Source organism: Pseudomonas sp. R2-60-08W (genome assembly GCF_003852335.1).
Classification (GTDB): Bacteria; Pseudomonadota; Gammaproteobacteria; order Pseudomonadales; family Pseudomonadaceae; genus Aquipseudomonas.
On record NZ_CP027731.1, the window covers coordinates 4,176,705 to 4,192,527 of the forward strand.

At 62.4% G+C, this 15,823-nt stretch carries 17 protein-coding genes; 16 read left to right on the forward strand and 1 reads right to left on the reverse strand.

Features of this window, described 5'->3' with window-relative positions:
• Positions 1-58 precede the first annotated feature (58 nt).
• Positions 59-1,624, forward strand: a complete 1,566-nt coding sequence (locus tag C4J90_RS18935) for a PAS domain-containing methyl-accepting chemotaxis protein (protein ID WP_124363878.1) — start codon at positions 59-61, stop codon at positions 1,622-1,624.
• 95 nt (positions 1,625-1,719) lie between these two features.
• Here C4J90_RS18935 and C4J90_RS18940 read toward each other — a convergent pair whose 3' ends face one another.
• On the reverse strand, positions 1,720-2,412 hold the full coding sequence (locus C4J90_RS18940) for an alpha/beta family hydrolase (RefSeq protein ID WP_124420566.1): 693 nt from the start codon (positions 2,410-2,412) through the stop codon (positions 1,720-1,722).
• Positions 2,413-2,491: 79 nt separating this feature from the next.
• On the opposite strand from C4J90_RS18940, the gene ccoN (C4J90_RS18945) reads away from it, so the two are divergent.
• The 15 genes from ccoN (C4J90_RS18945) to C4J90_RS19015 all read left to right on the forward strand — a co-directional run bounded on the left by ccoN (C4J90_RS18945) (position 2,492) and on the right by C4J90_RS19015 (position 15,736).
• On the forward strand, positions 2,492-3,916 hold the full coding sequence (gene ccoN, locus C4J90_RS18945) for a cytochrome-c oxidase, cbb3-type subunit I (protein WP_124363880.1): 1,425 nt from the start codon (positions 2,492-2,494) through the stop codon (positions 3,914-3,916).
• A gap of 10 nt (positions 3,917-3,926) precedes the next feature.
• Positions 3,927-4,535 carry a cytochrome-c oxidase, cbb3-type subunit II gene (ccoO, locus tag C4J90_RS18950; protein ID WP_124363881.1) on the forward strand — a complete coding sequence of 203 codons (609 nt, stop codon included), beginning with the start codon at positions 3,927-3,929 and terminating at the stop codon, positions 4,533-4,535.
• Positions 4,536-4,538: 3 nt separating this feature from the next.
• Positions 4,539-4,739: a cbb3-type cytochrome c oxidase subunit 3 gene (locus C4J90_RS18955; RefSeq protein WP_124363882.1), complete on the forward strand. Its 201-nt coding sequence runs from the start codon at positions 4,539-4,541 to the stop codon at positions 4,737-4,739.
• A complete protein-coding gene (ccoP, locus tag C4J90_RS18960; RefSeq protein WP_124420567.1) occupies positions 4,736-5,650 on the forward strand; it encodes a cytochrome-c oxidase, cbb3-type subunit III in 915 nt (304 codons plus the stop codon). Before C4J90_RS18955 ends, ccoP (C4J90_RS18960) begins: the two co-directional genes overlap by 4 nt.
• Positions 5,651-6,041: 391 nt before the next feature.
• The gene (ccoN, locus tag C4J90_RS18965; RefSeq protein ID WP_124363884.1) at positions 6,042-7,484 is read left to right on the forward strand and encodes a cytochrome-c oxidase, cbb3-type subunit I; all 1,443 of its coding nucleotides are present in this window, start codon (positions 6,042-6,044) and stop codon (positions 7,482-7,484) included.
• Positions 7,484-8,092, forward strand: a complete 609-nt coding sequence (gene ccoO / locus C4J90_RS18970) for a cytochrome-c oxidase, cbb3-type subunit II (protein ID WP_124363885.1) — start codon at positions 7,484-7,486, stop codon at positions 8,090-8,092. Before ccoN (C4J90_RS18965) ends, ccoO (C4J90_RS18970) begins: the two co-directional genes overlap by 1 nt.
• A 5-nt stretch (positions 8,093-8,097) precedes the next feature.
• Complete coding sequence (locus tag C4J90_RS18975; protein WP_003193169.1) at positions 8,098-8,283, forward strand: CcoQ/FixQ family Cbb3-type cytochrome c oxidase assembly chaperone; 186 nt, start codon at positions 8,098-8,100, stop codon at positions 8,281-8,283.
• Positions 8,280-9,257, forward strand: coding sequence for a cytochrome-c oxidase, cbb3-type subunit III (gene ccoP / locus C4J90_RS18980; RefSeq protein ID WP_124371487.1), 978 nt, complete (start codon positions 8,280-8,282; stop codon positions 9,255-9,257). Before C4J90_RS18975 ends, ccoP (C4J90_RS18980) begins: the two co-directional genes overlap by 4 nt.
• 170 nt (positions 9,258-9,427) lie before the next feature.
• Positions 9,428-9,682, forward strand: a complete 255-nt coding sequence (locus tag C4J90_RS18985; RefSeq protein WP_124363887.1) for a type II toxin-antitoxin system Phd/YefM family antitoxin — start codon at positions 9,428-9,430, stop codon at positions 9,680-9,682.
• Positions 9,682-10,092 (forward strand): type II toxin-antitoxin system VapC family toxin, encoded by a 411-nt coding sequence (locus C4J90_RS18990; protein WP_124371488.1) that lies wholly within the window; start codon positions 9,682-9,684, stop codon positions 10,090-10,092. Before C4J90_RS18985 ends, C4J90_RS18990 begins: the two co-directional genes overlap by 1 nt.
• 206 nt (positions 10,093-10,298) lie before the next feature.
• The gene (gene ccoG, locus C4J90_RS18995) at positions 10,299-11,702 is read left to right on the forward strand and encodes a cytochrome c oxidase accessory protein CcoG (RefSeq protein WP_124363889.1); all 1,404 of its coding nucleotides are present in this window, start codon (positions 10,299-10,301) and stop codon (positions 11,700-11,702) included.
• 15 nt (positions 11,703-11,717) lie between these two features.
• Entirely contained in the window at positions 11,718-12,257 is a 540-nt protein-coding gene (locus C4J90_RS19000; protein ID WP_124415295.1) for a FixH family protein, read from the forward strand.
• A gap of 123 nt (positions 12,258-12,380) precedes the next feature.
• Positions 12,381-14,825 carry a heavy metal translocating P-type ATPase gene (locus tag C4J90_RS19005; protein ID WP_124420568.1) on the forward strand — a complete coding sequence of 815 codons (2,445 nt, stop codon included), beginning with the start codon at positions 12,381-12,383 and terminating at the stop codon, positions 14,823-14,825.
• 22 nt (positions 14,826-14,847) lie between these two features.
• Entirely contained in the window at positions 14,848-15,060 is a 213-nt protein-coding gene (gene ccoS, locus C4J90_RS19010) for a cbb3-type cytochrome oxidase assembly protein CcoS (RefSeq protein ID WP_124420569.1), read from the forward strand.
• A complete protein-coding gene (locus C4J90_RS19015; protein WP_124420570.1) occupies positions 15,053-15,736 on the forward strand; it encodes a sulfite exporter TauE/SafE family protein in 684 nt (227 codons plus the stop codon). The genes ccoS and C4J90_RS19015 overlap by 8 nt, the downstream gene beginning before the upstream one ends.
• Positions 15,737-15,823: the final 87 nt, after the last annotated feature.

The following is a 15,823-nucleotide window of genomic DNA, read 5'->3' on the forward strand; positions in this document are numbered from 1 at the left end:
GTTAAATAAATGCCCGGCATGGCCGATAACCCCTGAAAGCCTTGCGGATTGAACAATCATGCGTAATAACCAACCCGTTACCCAGCGCGAACGTACCTTCCCCGCTCAGCAACGGTTGATCTCCACCACAGACGCCAAGGGTGTGATCACCTACTGCAACGACGCCTTTGTCGAAATCAGTGGGTTCACCCGCGACGAACTGACCCGTGCCCCGCACAATCTGGTGCGTCACCCGGACGTTCCGGCGGCGGTGTTCGCGCACATGTGGTCGACGCTCAAACAAGGCTTGCCATGGATGGGCATTGTCAAGAATCGCTGCAAGACCGGTGACCACTACTGGGTTAACGCCTATGTGACACCGGTCTTCGACGGCAACCAGGTGATCGGCTACGAATCGGTGCGCATCAAGCCCACCGCCGAGCAGATCCGCCGGGCCGAAGCGCTCTATCAACGCATCAACCAGGGCAAGTCGGCCGTTCCCCAGCGGGACAAGTGGCTGCCGGTGCTGCAGGACTGGCTGCCGTTTATCCTGGTCAGCCAATTGAGCTTCATGATCGGTGCCACCCTTACGTCCCAGTGGGGCTTCGCCTTGGCGGCAGCGCTGTCGGTGCCGTTGGGCCTGCTGGGCCTGAGCTGGCAACAGCGCGGCCTCAAGCGTTTGCTGCGCCTGGCCGAGCAGACCACCTCCGACCCGTTGATCGCGCAGATGTACACCGACAGCCGCGGCGCCCAGGCGCGACTGGAGATGTCGATCCTCAGCCAGGAAGCGCGTCTGAAGACCTGCCTCACCCGCCTGCAGGACACCGCCGAACACCTCAACGACCAGGCCGCGCAGTCCAACACCTTGGCGCACAACAGCTCCAGCGGCCTGGAGCGCCAGCGCGTAGAGACGGAACAGGTAGCCACTGCGGTCAATCAGATGGCAGCGACCACCCAGGAAGTCGCCAGCCATGTGCAGCGCACGGCAGATGCCACCCAGGAAGCCAATCGCCTGACCGGCCGCGGCCGCGATATCGCCGGGGAAACCCGTGAGGCGATTCAGCGCCTGTCGGTAGCGGTGGGCGAAACCGGTATCACCGTCACGCAACTGGCCAAGGACAGCGATGAAATCGGCGGCGTGGTGGATGTGATCAAAGGCATTGCCGACCAGACCAACCTGCTGGCCTTGAACGCCGCCATCGAAGCGGCGCGCGCCGGTGAGATGGGCCGTGGGTTTGCGGTGGTGGCGGATGAAGTGCGCCAGTTGGCGCAACGCACCGCCGAATCGACCGGGCAGATCCACACGCTGATCGCCAAACTGCAGCAGACGGCCGCCGCCGCCGTGCAAACCATGGACGCCGGGCATCGCCAGGCCGAAGAGGGTGTGGCACGGGTGATGGAAGCGGATCAGGCACTGGTCGGTATCAGTGAGGCGGTGGCGAATATCACCGACATGACCACGCAGATCGCCGCCGCGACTGAAGAGCAAAGCGCGGTTGCCGAAGAGATCAGCCGCAATATCAGCACCATTGCGTTGCTGGCGGACCAGACCTCGGAACAGGCGATGAATTCGGCGCAACTGAGTGAAGAGCTAACGCATACGGCCAATACCCAGTACTCGCTGGTGGAGCGGTTTAACCGGTAGACCGCTATCGGGGGCAAGCCCCCTCCCACATTTTGACCACATTCCAAATTTGGAACTCGGTCGAATGTGGGAGGGGGCTTGCCCCCGATAGGGCCCTAACAGGCACCAAGAAACCCAGCCACCTTCACCGCAGCAGCCTCCAGATGCTGTGCATGGCTAAACCCGGAAGCCTTCAACGGCTTCAAATCATGATCCCCCGCCACCAGCCACATCAATTCGATGCTAGGCGACAAGTCATACCCCTGCACCGCCGCGCGGTTACCCAGCGCATCACGCTCGCCCTGCACAATCAGCGTCGGCGTCTTCAGTCCGGCTAGGTGCTCTACCCGAGGTTTTTCCGGCTTGCCCACCGCATAGAACGGATAGCCCAGGCACACCAACCCAGCGGCGTCCAGTTCGTCGGCCAATAAACTGGCCATCCGCCCGCCCATGGATTTGCCGCCAATCGCCACCTTGCCCGCGACATGACGCCGCACCAGGGCATACACCTCCCGCCACGCCTCCAGCAGTTTCGGCGCCGGGTTCGGTGGGCGTTTGCCCCCGTCCAACCGGCGCTGGGCCATGTAGGGAAACTCGAAGCGCACGACGTTGACGCCATGCCCGGCAAGGCGCGCAGCCATGTCGTTCATGAACCCCGAGTCCATCGGCGCGCCGGCGCCGTGGGCCAGGATCAACGTGACGGGCTCGCCTGAAACCGCCTGCGCCGCGACATCCCATAACCAGCCGCGTTCACGCACACACTGCGCCCATTGATCCCCGTCAATACTGGCCTTGTGCTCTTTGCCCATGCTTGCCTCGCTTTTTAGTCTGCCTATAACTCCAGCCCAAGTGCCGCACCGGCTTGGGTTGAACCGTGGATGGGGAACCATGAACACTACTTTAAGTACCGCCTATAACTACAAGGTGGTCCGCCAATTCGCCATTATGACGGTGGTGTGGGGCATCGTCGGCATGGGCCTCGGGGTTTTTCTCGCGGCCCAATTGGTTTGGCCTGCGCTCAACTTCGATTTGCCCTGGACCAGCTTCGGTCGCCTGCGCCCGCTGCACACCAACGCCGTGATCTTTGCCTTCGGTGGCTGCGCACTGTTCGCCAGCTCCTTCTACTCGGTGCAGCGCACCTGCCAGACACAGCTGTTCGCACCGAAAATCGCCGCGTTCTGCTTCTGGGGCTGGCAGCTCGTCATCCTGTTGGCCGCGATCAGCCTGCCGCTGGGCTACACCAGTTCCAAGGAATACGCCGAGCTGGAATGGCCGATCGACATCCTGATCACCATCGTCTGGGTGGCCTATGCCATCGTGTTCTTCGGCACGATCATGAAGCGCAACACCAAGCACATCTATGTGGGTAACTGGTTTTTCGGCGCATTCATCATCACCGTGGCGATCCTGCATATCGTCAACAACCTGGAAATCCCGGTCAGCCTGACCAAGTCCTACTCGCTGTACGGCGGTGCGACGGATGCGATGGTGCAGTGGTGGTACGGGCATAACGCCGTAGGCTTTTTCCTCACCGCCGGTTTTCTCGGGATGATGTACTACTTCGTGCCCAAGCAGGCCGAACGCCCGGTGTATTCGTATCGTTTGTCCATCGTGCACTTCTGGGCGCTGATCACCCTGTATATCTGGGCCGGCCCCCACCACCTGCACTACACCGCGTTGCCGGATTGGGCACAGTCGCTGGGCATGGTGATGTCGCTGGTGCTGCTGGCACCGAGCTGGGGCGGCATGATCAACGGCATGATGACGCTCTCGGGCGCCTGGCATAAGTTGCGCAGCGACCCGATCCTGCGGTTCCTCGTGGTGTCCCTGGCGTTCTACGGCATGTCCACCTTCGAGGGCCCGATGATGGCGATCAAGACCGTCAACGCCCTCTCCCACTACACCGACTGGACCATCGGCCACGTACACGCCGGCGCACTCGGTTGGGTGGCGATGATCTCCATCGGCGCGCTGTACCACATGATCCCCAAGGTCTTCGGGCGTGAGCAGATGTACAGCCTCGGCCTGATCAACGCGCACTTCTGGCTGGCCACTATCGGCACCGTGCTCTACATCGCGTCGATGTGGGTCAACGGCATCGCCCAGGGCCTGATGTGGCGTGCGATCAATGAGGACGGCACCCTGACCTACTCCTTCGTCGAAACCCTGGTGGCCAGCCACCCGGGCTACATCGTGCGGCTGGTGGGCGGTGCGGTGTTCCTCAGCGGCATGTTCCTGATGGCTTACAACACATGGCGCACCGTGCGCGCGGTGCAGCCCGCCGACGCCGTGCCTGTCGCGCAACTGGCCTGAGGAGGTTGTGATGAAACACGAAGTCATTGAAAAAAACGTCGGCCTGCTGATGCTGCTGATGGTGCTCGCCGTGAGCATCGGCGGCCTGACCCAGATCGTCCCGTTGTTCTTCCAGGACGTGACCAACAAGCCGGTCGAAGGCATGAAACCCTACACCGCGCTGCAGCTGGAGGGCCGCGACATCTACATCCGTGAAGGCTGCGTGCAGTGCCACTCGCAGATGATCCGCCCGTTCCGCGCCGAGACCGAACGCTACGGCCATTACTCGGTGGCCGGCGAAAGCGTATGGGACCACCCGTTCCTGTGGGGCTCCAAGCGCACCGGGCCGGACCTGGCCCGCGTGGGCGCACGCTACTCGGACGACTGGCACCGCGCGCACCTGTACAACCCGCGCAACGTGGTGCCCGAGTCGAAAATGCCGGCCTATCCGTGGCTGGTGACGGCTCAGGTCGACAGCAGTCACACCGAGACCAAACTGAACGTCATGCGCACCCTGGGCGTGCCGTACACCGACGACGACATTCGTGGTGCGGTCGCCAGCCTCAAGGGCAAGACCGAAATGGACGCGCTGGTTTCCTACCTGCAAGTGCTCGGCACTGCCATCAAGAGCAAGAGGTGAGCCATGGGATTTGAATTCGACGCGGGCACCATCCGCGGCCTCGGCACGCTGGTGGTCGCCATCGCTTTCATCGGCTTGTCGCTGTGGGTGTTCAACAACCGCCGCAACGCGGACTTCGAGCAGGCGCGCCTGCTGCCGTTCGCCGATGAACCTTCTCCCTCCGACGCTCAAGAAGCGCCCGCACCAAGGAGCACTCGGCCATGACTACCTTCTGGAGTACATGGATCTGCGTACTGACCCTCGGCAGCCTGATCGGCCTGACCTGGCTGTTGATCGGCACCCGCAAGGGCGAAACCCACGGCAGCGTCGACCAAACCATGGGCCACGCCTTCGACGGCATCGAGGAATACGACAACCCGCTGCCCCAGTGGTGGTTCATGCTGTTCGTCGGCACGCTGGTGTTTGCCGTCGGCTACCTGGTCCTCTACCCGGGCCTGGGTAACTGGAAAGGCGTGTTGCCGGGCTATGAAGACGGCTGGACGTCGACCAAGGAATGGGACAAGGAGATGGCCAAGGCCGACGCCAGGTTCGGGCCGATCTACGCCAAATTCGCAGCGATGCCGGTGGAAGAAGTGGCCAAGGACCCGCAAGCCTTGAAGATGGGCGGTCGCCTGTTCGCCTCCAACTGCGCGGTGTGCCATGGCTCGGATGCCAAGGGCGCGTACGGCTTCCCCAACCTGGCAGACAGCCACTGGCGCTGGGGCGGTTCGGCCGCAGCGATCAAGGCCACCATCCTGGGCGGTCGCCACGCGGCGATGCCGGCCTGGGGTGAAGTGCTGGGCGAGGATGGGGTAAAGAATGTTGCCGCGTATGTACGCCACGACCTGGCCAAGTTGCCCTTACCGGCCGACAGCACGGCCGACCTGTCGGCGGGCCAGGCCGCATTCAACACCACCTGTGTTGCCTGCCACGGGCCGCAGGGCCACGGTGTGGAAGCCATGGGCGCGCCAAACCTGACCGAGCCTGCAGGGTTTATCTACGGCACCAGCCTGGCGCAGCTGCAACAGACCATCCGTCATGGTCGCCAGGGCCAGATGCCTGCGCAGGAAGTGCTGCAAGGCAATGACAAGGTGCACCTGCTGGCGGCTTATGTTTATAGCCTTTCCCATCAGTAACAGCAGATGAGCTGCAAGTCTTAAGCATCAAGCTGCAAGAGAAGAGCGTCCAACTCGGATCTTGCAGCTGCTTTTACTTGCAGCTTGCAGCTTGAAACTTCCCATTGCCGCTGCGCGGCTCCTTTCCCCTCCTGCCATTCGGGTCTACGCTTGCTTTCAAGCGAAGCGATTGCGGTGCACCCAACGCCCCTCGTCAAGGCTTCGATATTTTCCTGTCCACTTGATCAGCTTTCAATTAGGATTTTATCCTTACGCCAAACATGGAAAGGGCGCAGAATCTGGCGTGGAACGCATTGATACAGGTCAGTCATTGCGTTGCAATGGCCCCTCGCTTTCTACATACTTGCGGCCGATTTTACCTATAAAAAAACCTAAACCGTGGAACCTTAGAATGAGCACAGCAATCAGTCCGACTGCTTATAACTATAAGGTCGTTCGCCAGTTCGCCATCATGACGGTGGTCTGGGGGATCCTTGGCATGGGGCTCGGGGTGTTCATCGCCTCGCAACTGGTTTGGCCGCAATTGAATTTCGACCTGCCCTGGACGACCTTCGGCCGCCTGCGCCCGCTGCACACCAACCTGGTGATCTTTGCCTTCGGTGGCTGTGCGCTGTTTGCCACCTCCTACTACGTCGTGCAACGCACCTGCCAGACGCGACTGATTTCCGATGGCCTTGCCGCCTTTACCTTCTGGGGCTGGCAGGCGGTCATCGTCGGCGCCATCATCAGCCTGCCCCTGGGCTACACCACCACCAAGGAATACGCCGAGCTGGAGTGGCCGATTGCCATTTTGCTCGCCATTGTGTGGGTGACCTACGCCGTGGTGTTCTTCGGCACCATCGTCAAGCGCAAGACCAAGCACATCTATGTCGGCAACTGGTTTTACGGGGCGTTCATCCTGGTCACAGCGATGTTGCACATCGTCAACCACGCGTCCCTGCCGGTCAGCCTGTTCAAATCCTACTCGGCCTATGCCGGCGCGACGGACGCGATGATCCAGTGGTGGTACGGGCATAATGCCGTGGGCTTTTTCCTCACCACCGGCTTCCTCGGGATGATGTACTACTTCGTGCCCAAGCAGGCCGAACGTCCCATCTATTCCTACCGCCTGTCCATCGTGCACTTCTGGGCGCTGATCACCCTGTACATCTGGGCCGGTCCGCACCACCTGCACTACACCGCGCTGCCGGACTGGGCGCAGTCGTTGGGCATGGCGATGTCGATCATCCTGCTGGCGCCGAGCTGGGGCGGCATGATCAACGGCATGATGACGCTCTCGGGCGCCTGGCATAAGCTGCGCACCGACCCGATCCTGCGCTTTCTGGTGGTTTCGCTGGCGTTCTACGGCATGTCGACCTTCGAAGGCCCGATGATGGCGATCAAGACCGTCAACTCGCTCTCCCACTACACCGACTGGACCATCGGCCACGTCCACGCCGGCGCTCTGGGCTGGGTGGCGATGATCTCCATTGGCGCGCTGTACCACATGATCCCCAAGCTGTTCGGGCGTGCGCAGATGCACAGCGTCGGGCTGATCAACACGCACTTCTGGCTGGCCACTATCGGCACCGTGCTCTACATCGCCTCGATGTGGGTCAACGGCATTACCCAGGGCCTGATGTGGCGTGCGATCAACGACGACGGCACCCTCACCTACTCGTTCGTCGAAGCGCTGCAAGCCAGCCACCCGGGCTATATCGTGCGCGCCCTGGGCGGTGCGTTCTTCGCCACCGGCATGCTGTTCATGGCCTACAACGTCTGGCGCACCGTGCGTGCCTCCGACCCTGAGCAAGCTGAAGCCGCCGCCAAGATCGCTGTCGTGGGAGCCCACTGATGAAGCATGAAGTAGTCGAAAAGAATATCGGCCTGCTGGCCTTCTTCATGGTCATCGCCGTGAGCATCGGCGGCCTGACCCAGATCGTCCCGCTGTTCTTCCAGGACGTGACCAACAAGCCGGTCGAAGGCATGAAACCGCGCACCGCCCTCGAACTGGAAGGCCGCGACGTTTACATCGCCAACGGTTGCGTGGGCTGCCACTCGCAGATGATCCGCCCGTTCCGCGCCGAAACCGAACGCTATGGCCACTACTCGGTCGCCGGTGAAAGCGTGTGGGACCACCCGTTCCTGTGGGGTTCCAAGCGTACCGGCCCGGACCTGGCCCGCGTGGGCGGGCGTTACTCCGATGACTGGCACCGCGCGCACTTGTACAACCCGCGCAACGTGGTGCCGGAGTCAAAAATGCCGGCGTACCCGTTCCTGGTGGAACACAAGCTCGACGGCAAGGACACCGCGAAAAAAATGGAAGTCCTGCGCACCCTGGGCGTGCCCTACACCGACGAAGACATCGCCGGTGCGGCAGCCGCCGTCAAAGGCAAGACCGAAATGGACGCGTTGGTGGCCTACCTGCAGGGCCTTGGCACCCTCATCAAAAGCAAACGGTGACCGGCATGGATATCGGAATGATTCGTGGCCTGGGCACCGTCGTGGTGATGGTGGCCTTTATCGGCCTGGCGCTGTGGGTGTTCAGCCCACGGCGCAAATCGGAATTCGACGACGCGACCATGCTGCCTTTTGCGGATGACCCGGAAGCCATCAAGCACGTCGAGCAAGCGTCTAGGAGTAACAAAGAATGACTACGTTCTGGAGCCTGTACGTCACAGTCCTCAGTCTGGGTACCATCTTCGCCCTGACCTGGCTGCTGCTGTCGACCCGCAAGGGCCAGCGCGCCGAACAGACGGACGAGACCGTCGGCCACTCGTTCGACGGAATCGAGGAATACGACAACCCGCTGCCCAAATGGTGGTTCATGCTGTTCGTCGGCACCATCATCTTCGCCCTCGGCTACCTGGCGCTGTACCCTGGCCTGGGCAACTGGAAAGGCCTGCTGCCGGGTTACAACTACCTCGACAACGACAAGCAAACCGCGTTCGCCAACGGCCAGACCGGCTGGACCGGCGTGCACGAATGGGAAAAGGAAATGGCCAGGTCGGAGGCCAAATTCGGACCGATCTTCGCCAAATTTGCGTCAATGCCGATTGAAGAAGTGGCCAAGGACCCGCAGGCCCTGAAGATGGGCGGGCGTCTGTTCGCCTCCAACTGCTCGGTGTGCCACGGTTCCGACGCCAAGGGCGCCTACGGTTTTCCCAACCTGACCGATGCCGACTGGCGCTGGGGCGGTGACGCGGCGACCATCAAGCAAACCATCATGCAGGGCCGCCATGCGGTGATGCCAGGCTGGGCCGAAGTGATCGGCGAGCAAGGCGTGGCCGACGTAGCGGCGTTCGTGGTGACCAACCTCGATGGCCGTAAGCTGCCGGAAGGCGCCAAGGCCGACGTCGCCAACGGCGCAAAACTCTTCGCCGCCAACTGCGTGGCCTGCCACGGCCCAGCCGGTAAAGGCACCCCGGCCATGGGCGCACCGGACCTGACTCATCCGGGTGCGTTCATCTACGGTTCGAGCTTCGCCCAACTGCAGCAAACCATTCGCTATGGCCGCCAGGGCCAGATGCCAGCGCAGGAACAACTGCAGGGCAACGACAAGGTGCACTTGCTGGCGGCGTATGTGTACAGCTTGTCCCATGGGGATAAGAAGGCTGAGGAGCAGTAATTCGTCGAATACAACAAAGCCCCGCGCAGCAAAAACTGGCGGGGCTTTTTGTTTCTGGCGCTCAGAATCTGTCAAACAGGCATGGACTACCACTCGCGGCCTCGGACTTGCCGCACACAACCACAAGTAGTAACGTAACTACATCACATCCGACAAAGGGGGGCCGCCCCATGACCATCACCACCATTTCCAGCCGCGAATTCAACCAAGACACAAGTGGTGCCAAAAAAGCCGCACGCCAAGGGCCTGTTTTTATCACTGATCGCGGCAAGCCCGCCCATGTACTGCTAAGCATTGAGGACTACCAGAAATTGACAGGTCTGAATGCCGACATCGTTGACCTGCTGGTGATGCCGGAAGCGGCGGATATCGACTTCGAAACCGAGCGCGCCGTGATCATTCATCGACCCGTGGACCTTCCCTGATGTATCTACTCGACACCAATGTTATCTCCGAACTTCGTAAACCTCAGGCTGATGCAAACGTCGTTGCCTGGGCAAAAAGCGTGATAGCGCCACGCATGTTCATTTCCGCGATCACGCTCAAGGAACTGGAAACCGGAGTGCTGCGCGTTGAGCGGCGAGACCCGACTCAGGGGAAGGTGTTGAGGGCCTGGCTCAAGCGCCATGTGATGCCCGCCTTTGATGCCCGAATCCTGCCCGTTGATGCGGCGGTCGCGTTGCGTTGTGCGCACTTGCATGTTCCAGACCGGGCCAACGAGAGTGACTCGTTGATCGCCGCAACCGCTCTGGTTCATGGGCTTACCGTCGTCACGCGCAACGTCAGCGACTTCAAATCCAGTGGTGTTGCGCTGATTAATCCATGGGAGGAATGACCTGCCTACCCACAAAACCATCCATACTTCACAAGTCAATTGATCCAGATCACGTACACCATCAATTGATTTCCCCCAACGCGACCAAAGGTCGCACCCTTCACGTACCACCGGGGGCGTATCATTAGGCCACTGCAACATCCTTAATTTGACCCCGGTTGGCACGTACTGGCCGAGGCAAATCTCCACCGCCGTGGGATGCAATGATGAGCAACCAGATACCGGTACACGACGTTACCCCGCCTGCCAAAACCGTCGATCTCTATGCGTCACGAGAGAAAATCTACACCCGCGCCTTCACCGGGCTGTTCCGCAATCTGCGCATGCTCGGCGGTGCCGGCCTGTTCCTGCTGTACTTCGGCACGGTGTGGCTGAACTGGGGCGGTCACCAGGCGGTGTGGTGGAACCTGCCGGAGCGTAAGTTCTTTATTTTTGGCGCAACCTTCTGGCCTCAGGATTTCATCCTGCTGTCGGGCATCCTCATCGTCGCGGCGTTTGGCCTGTTCTTCATCACGGTTTACGCCGGCCGCGTCTGGTGCGGCTATACCTGCCCGCAAAGCGTGTGGACGTGGATCTTCATGTGGTGCGAAAAGGTTACCGAAGGCGATCGCAACCAGCGCATCAAGCTGGACAAGGCGCCCATGGGCGTCAGCAAATTCCTGCGCAAATTCAGCAAGCACACGCTGTGGCTGCTGATCGGTTTTGTCACCGGCCTGACCTTTGTCGGCTACTTCTCGCCGATCCGCGAACTGGTATTGGACTTTTTCACCGGCCAGGCCGACGGCTGGTCGTATTTCTGGGTGGGTTTCTTCACCCTTGCCACCTACGGCAACGCCGGCTGGCTGCGCGAACAGGTGTGCATCTACATGTGCCCCTATGCGCGGTTCCAGAGCGTGATGTTCGACAAGGACACGCTGATCGTTTCCTACGACCCACGCCGTGGCGAAGTGCGTGGCCCGCGCAAGAAGGGGGTCGACTACAAGGCCCAGGGCCTGGGCGATTGCATCGACTGCACGATGTGCGTGCAGGTGTGCCCCACCGGCATCGACATCCGCGACGGCCTGCAGATCGAGTGCATCGGTTGCGCTGCCTGCATCGACGCCTGCGACAACATCATGGACAAGATGGAGTACCCACGCGGCCTGATCAGCTACACCACCGAGCACAATCTGTCCGGACAGAAAACCCATAAGTTGCGCCCGCGCCTGATCGGTTACGCCTTGGTATTGCTGGCGATGATCAGCCTGCTGGTGGCCGCGTTCTTCATGCGTTCGCTGGTGGGCTTCGACGTGAGCAAGGACCGTGTGCTGTACCGCGAAAACGCCGAAGGGCGCATCGAAAACGTCTACAGCCTGAAAATCATGAACAAGGATCAGCGCGACCACACCTACGTGCTCGACGCCGCCGGCCTGCCCGACCTCAAGCTGCAAGGCCGACGCGAAATCAAGGTGGCCGCCGGCGACATCGTCAGCATGCCGGTAGAATTGTCGAGTGCGCCCGAGCAGTTGCCGTCAAGCACCAACGAGGTAACGTTCATCCTTGAGGACGCCGACGACAACAGCGTCCGCATTGAAGCCAAGAGCCGATTCATCGGCCCACAAGTCCGTTAGACAGGGAACACGAGAATGCCCGTAACCACTGCCGCAAGCCCCTGGTACAAGCACCTCTGGCCCTGGATCATCATCGCGATCCTCGCCTGCTCAGTGACCCTGACCTTGTCCATGGTGACCATCGCGGTGAACCACCCGGACAACCTGGTCAACGACAACTATTACGAGGCCGGCAAAGGCATCAACCGCTCCCTGGACCGCGAACGCCTGGCCCAGACCCTGCAACTGCGCGGCAAGCTGCACCTGGACGCGCTGACCGGTGAAGTCGATCTGCACCTCACCGGCTACAGCAACCCGAACACCCTGGAGCTGAACCTGATCTCACCGACCCAGCCGGCGAAGGATCGCAAGATCAACCTGACCCGCAGCGCCAGCGAACCGGACCGCTACATCGGCCAGGTCACCGACAAGGTCGAAGGGCGCCGCTTCGTGGAACTGCTCGGCGTGGAAGGCGACAAGACCTGGCGCCTGTTCGAAGAAGAAGAGGTCAGCCACGACACAGACTTGTTGCTGGGCGATGAGCCGTTGCAGGGTGCCGAAGACCTGAAGAAGTAACTGATCATTCCCACGCTCCGCGTGGGAATGCAGCCCGTGGCGCTCAGCGCCATAAAAGCGGACGCAGAGCGTCCAGCGAGGCGTTACCACGCAGAGCGTGGGAACGATCTGAGATCCCGAACCATGATCACCCCCTGCTACCACTGCGCCCTGCCCGTCCCCTCCGGCAGCCGGTTCACCACACAAATCCTCGGCGAGCGCCGCGAGCTCTGCTGCCCGGGTTGCCAGGCGGTGGCGGAGGCGATTGTGGCAGGCGGGCTGGAAAGCTATTACCGGCACCGCAGCGAAGCCTCGGCCAACCCCGAAGCGCTGCCGGTGCAACTGGTCGATGAACTGGCGCTGTACGATCGCGCCGATGTGCAAAAGCCTTTCGTACGCCACACCGGCGAATTCGCCGAAGCCACCCTGCTGATGGAAGGCATCAGCTGCGCGGCCTGTGGCTGGTTGATCGAGAAACACCTGCGCAGCCTGCCCGCCGTGGCCGAGGCGCGGTTGAACCTGTCCAACCACCGCCTGCACGTGCGCTGGGCCGACGGGCAGTTACCGTTGAGCCAGGTGCTCAGTGAGCTGCGCCATATCGGCTATGCCGCCCACCCCTATCAAGCGGACCGTGCCGCCGAACAACTGGCCGGCGAGAATCGCCTGGCCCTGCGTCAACTGGGCGTTGCCGGCTTACTGTGGTTCCAGGCCATGATGGCGACCATGGCCACTTGGCCTGAATTCAATATCGACCTCAGCCCCGAGTTGCATGTCATCCTGCGCTGGGTCGCGATGTTTCTGACCACCCCCATCGTGTTCTACAGCTGTGCGCCGTTTTTCAAAGGGGCGCTGCGCGACCTGCGCACCCGCCACCTGACCATGGACGTGTCGGTGTCCCTGGCCATTGGCGGGGCTTATCTGGCGGGCATCTGGACCGCGATCACCGGTGTGGGCGAGTTGTACTTCGATGCGGTCGGCATGTTCGCGCTGTTCCTGCTGGCCGGACGCTACCTGGAGCGGCGTGCCCGCGAACGCACCGCCGCCGCCACTGCGCAGTTGGTCAACCTGCTGCCCGCCTCGTGCCTGCGCCTGACCGCAAACGGGCAAAGCGAACGCATCCTGCTCGGCGAACTGACCTTGGATGATCGGGTGCTGGTCCACCCTGGCGCGGTGCTGCCAGCGGATGGCGTGATTCTCGAAGGCCAATCCAGCGTCGACGAATCCCTGCTTACCGGCGAATACCTGCCGCAGCCCCGCCAGGTCGGCGATGCCGTCACCGCCGGCACGCTCAACGTCGAAGGCGCGCTGACCGTCCAAGTGCGCGCCTTGGGCCACGACACACGCCTGTCGGCCATCGTGCGCCTGCTGGAGCGTGCCCAGGCCGAAAAACCGCGCTTGGCGCAAATCGCCGACCGCGCCGCACAGTGGTTTCTGCTGGGTTCCCTGCTGGCGGCTGCGGTAATCGGCCTGGTGTGGTGGGAGCTCGATGCCTCCAGGGCGTTCTGGATTGTATTGGCCATGTTGGTAGCGACCTGCCCGTGCGCGTTGTCCCTGGCCACCCCCACCGCCCTCACCGCCGCCACCGGCACGCTGCACACCCTTGGCTTGCTGCTGACCCGTGGCCATGTGCTGGAAGGCCTCAACCAGATCGACACGGTGATCTTCGACAAGACCGGCACGCTCACCGAAGGGCGCCTGGCGTTGAGGGCCATCCGGCCTCTGGGCGAGCTGGACAGCGAGCAGTGCCTGGGCCTCGCCGCCGCGCTGGAAAATCGCTCCGAACACCCGATTGCCCGCGCCTTCGGCCGTGCCCCCCTGGCTGCCGATGACGTCCTGAGCAGCCCCGGCCTGGGCCTGGAAGGCCGCGTGGGCGAACGCTTGATGCGCATTGGCCAAGCCGCTTTTGTCTGTGAACTCAGTGGCGCCCCCATCCCAACCTCACCAGACGAAGCCGGACAATGGCTGCTGTTGGGGGATCAACGCGGCGCGCTCGCCTGGTTCGTGCTCGACGACCGCCTGCGCAGCGATGCGCCAGCCCTGCTTGCCGCGTGCAAGGCGCGCGGCTGGCGCACGTTGCTGCTGTCGGGGGACAGCTCGCCGATGGTCGCCAGTGTCGCGTCTGAACTGGGCATCGATGAAGCCCACGGCGGCCTGCGCCCCGACGACAAGCTGCAAGTGCTGCAACGCCTGCACCGGGAAGGCCGCAAGGTGCTGATGCTCGGCGACGGTGTCAACGATGTGCCGGTACTGGCCGCTGCGGATATCAGCGTGGCGATGGGTTCGGCCACCGACCTGGCAAAAACCAGCGCCGACGCGGTGCTGTTGTCCAACCGCCTGGAGGCGTTGGTGCAGGCTTTTACCTTGGCGCGACGCACACGCCGGGTGATCATCGAAAACCTGCTGTGGGCCGGGCTGTACAATGGCCTGATGCTGCCGTTCGCGGCCCTGGGGTGGATCACTCCCATCTGGGCGGCCATCGGCATGTCCCTCAGTTCGTTGACGGTGGTGCTCAATGCCCTGCGCCTGACGCGCCTGCCCAGCGCGCAGGCCGCCAGTGCCCCCTTGATAAACCGCCCGCTGCCGGCTTGAACCGCGCGGGCATGGAGTGCAGATGCCAGCTCTATACGTGATGATTCCGGCGGCGCTGCTGTTAGTGGGCGTGGCCATCTACATCTTCTTCTGGGCCGTGGACAGCGGTCAGTACGAAGACCTCGACGGCCCCGCCCACAGCGTGCTGTTCGACGACCTGGACCCGAATCACCTGGCCGCTGTCGACGAAGCCAACCGCACCGAGCAGCCGCCCAAAGAGCCGCCCCATGCTTGAGCTGGCGCCTTTGCTGGTTTCTGCGTTGATCCTCGGCCTGCTCGGCGGAGGCCATTGCCTGGGCATGTGCGGCGGCTTGATGGGGGCGCTGACCCTGGCCATTCCCCCGGAGCAGCGCAGCCGCCGGTTCCGCCTGCTGCTGGCCTACAACCTTGGGCGAATCCTCAGTTATGCTGCGGCGGGGTTGCTGATCGGCCTCGCCGGCTGGGCCGTAGCCAACAGCCCGGGAGCGATGTTCCTGCGCGTGCTCGCGGGGTTGCTGCTGATCAGCATGGGCTTGTACCTGGCGGGTTGGTGGAGCGGCCTGACCCGTATAGAACGCCTCGGTCGCGGCCTGTGGCGGCATATCCAGCCGGTTGCCAGCCGCTTGCTGCCGGTCTCAAGCCTGCCTCGCGCATTACTGCTGGGCGCGCTGTGGGGCTGGCTGCCGTGCGGGTTGGTCTACAGCACCCTGCTGTGGGCCGCGAGCCAGGGGAATGCGCTGGACAGCGCGTTGCTGATGCTGGCGTTCGGCCTGGGCACCTGGCCGGTGTTGCTGGCGACCGGGCTGGCCGCCGAACGTGTCACTACACTATTGCGCAAGCGCAGCGTGCGCATGGCTGGTGGTGTGCTGGTGGTGGTGTTCGGCCTCTGGACCCTGCCTGGGCCGCACCAGCACTGGCTAATGGGGCACTGACACGCCTGTGGCATAGCGCCGCTCCCCGTTGATGCAAATCAACATGCCCTCCCCACCCTGCCCCTAGACTCGGCCGACTAGCCAATC